This window comes from Roseicyclus sp. (assembly GCF_052168335.1).
In the GTDB taxonomy this organism is placed as follows: Bacteria; Pseudomonadota; Alphaproteobacteria; order Rhodobacterales; family Rhodobacteraceae; genus Roseibacterium.
This window is the reverse complement of record NZ_JBQLZP010000396.1, coordinates 1-1704: the sequence shown is the minus strand read 5'-3', so window position 1 is coordinate 1704 and position 1704 is coordinate 1. Positions and strand designations below refer to the sequence as shown.

2 protein-coding genes are annotated in these 1704 nt (G+C 71.2%); both read right to left on the bottom strand.

Annotation, left to right across the window (positions count from 1 at the left end):
* A partial coding sequence (locus tag ACTS11_RS12110) for a beta-ketoacyl synthase N-terminal-like domain-containing protein (protein ID WP_442640570.1) occupies positions 1–951 on the bottom strand: 951 nt, incomplete at its 3' end.
* A gap of 172 nt (positions 952–1123) precedes the next feature.
* The gene (gene fabA / locus ACTS11_RS12105) at positions 1124–1633 is read right to left on the bottom strand and encodes a bifunctional 3-hydroxydecanoyl-ACP dehydratase/trans-2-decenoyl-ACP isomerase (protein ID WP_442640569.1); all 510 of its coding nucleotides are present in this window, start codon (positions 1631–1633) and stop codon (positions 1124–1126) included.
* Positions 1634–1704: the final 71 nt, after the last annotated feature.

The window sequence follows — 1704 nt, the reverse complement described above, 5'->3', positions numbered from 1 at the left end:
GACGCGGCGGACGGCCTGCACCTCGCCCACGTCGCCCACGGGCGTCGAGGTGCCGTGGGCGTTGATGTAGCTCACGCGCCGCCCCTCGGGCAGCGTGCGGAGCGCGCCGCGCATCGCCCGCTCGCCCCCCTCGCCCGAGGGCGCGACCATGTCGGCCCCGTCCGAGGTCGCCGCGAAGCCCGTCACCTCGGCATAGATCCTCGCGCCGCGCGCCTGCGCGCGCTCGAGCGGCTCGAGCACCAGCATCGCGCCGCCGCCCGAGATCACGAAGCCGTCGCGGCCCGCGTCGAAGGCGCGCGAGGCGCGCTCGGGGGTGTCGTTGTACCTGGACGACATCGCGCCCATCGCGTCGAAGAGGCAGGAGAGCGTCCAGTCGAGCTCCTCTCCGCCGCCCGCGAACATCACGTCCTGCTGGCCGAGCGCGATCTGCTGCGCCGCCATGCCGATGCAGTGCAGCGAGGTCGAGCAGGCGGACGTGATGGAGAAGTTCATCCCCTTGATGCGGTAGGCGGTGGCGAGGTTCGCGCTGACCGTCGAGGACATGCACTTCGGCACGGCGAAGGGACCGATCCGCTTGGTCGAGCCCGAGGACAGGACCGTCTGGTGCGCGGCGAGCATGGCCGAGGTCGACGGCCCGCCCGAGCCCGCGATGAGGCCGGTCATCGGATCGACCACGTCCGCCTCGGTCAGGCCCGCGTCGGCGATGGCCTGGCCCATGGCGATGTGGGAATAGGCCGCGCCCGGCCCCATGAAGCGGAGCGTGCGCTTGTCGATGTGGTCGGCCACGTCGAGGTCGAGTGCGCCGGCCACCTGGCTGCGGAAGCCGTGCTCGGCCATCGCGGCGTTGGCGGTGATGCCGGAGCGCCCCGCCTTCAGCGAGGCCGTGACCTCTCCGGCGGTGTTCCCGATCGACGAGACGATGCCGAGACCGGTGACGACGACCCGTCTCATGGGCGGACCTTCGGTTCGTTGCGGCGCATGCGCCCTCCCTTGGATTGCCCGGCCTGTCTAGGGCAAACGGGGGAACCCGTGCAAGCCGCGACGGTTCCGGGAGCTTCGGCCGGGGCGCCCGGCCGCGCCGTTGCGATGCGTATTTCGGGAAAGATGAAGCCGGGGGCGCGGCTCAGCTTTCGGAGAGGGCGACCTTCATGTCCCTGACCTGGTAGATCGTCTCGCCATCGGCCTCGACGCGCCCGTCGGCGACGCCCATGGTCAGGCGGCGGGTCTGCACGGCCTTGGTGAAGTCCACGTAATAGGTGAGACGCCTGCGGTCGGGGCGGACCATGCCGGTGAGCTTGACCTCGCCGACGCCCAGCGCGTAGCCCCGCCCCTGCCAGCCGCGCCAGCCGAGGTTGAAGCCGGTGAGCTGCCAGAGCCCGTCGAGCCCGAGGCAGCCCGGCATGATCGGGTTGCCGGGGAAATGGCACTCGAAGAACCAGAGGTCCGGCGTGATGTCGAACTCGGCCACGACATGGCCCTTGCCATGCGCGCCGCCGTCGCCGGAGATGTCCGTGATCCGGTCCATCATCAGCATCGGCGGGAGGGGAAGCTGCGCGTTGCCGGGCCCGAAGAGCTCGCCCCGCGCGCATTTCAGCAGGTCCTCCCGGTCGAAGGTTGTGGGATAGTTCGCCATCGTCCTGCCGCCCTCGCTGCCATCCGGAGGCGCCGGACGGGGACCGCGCGGCGCGTCCGTCCCGTCTATCA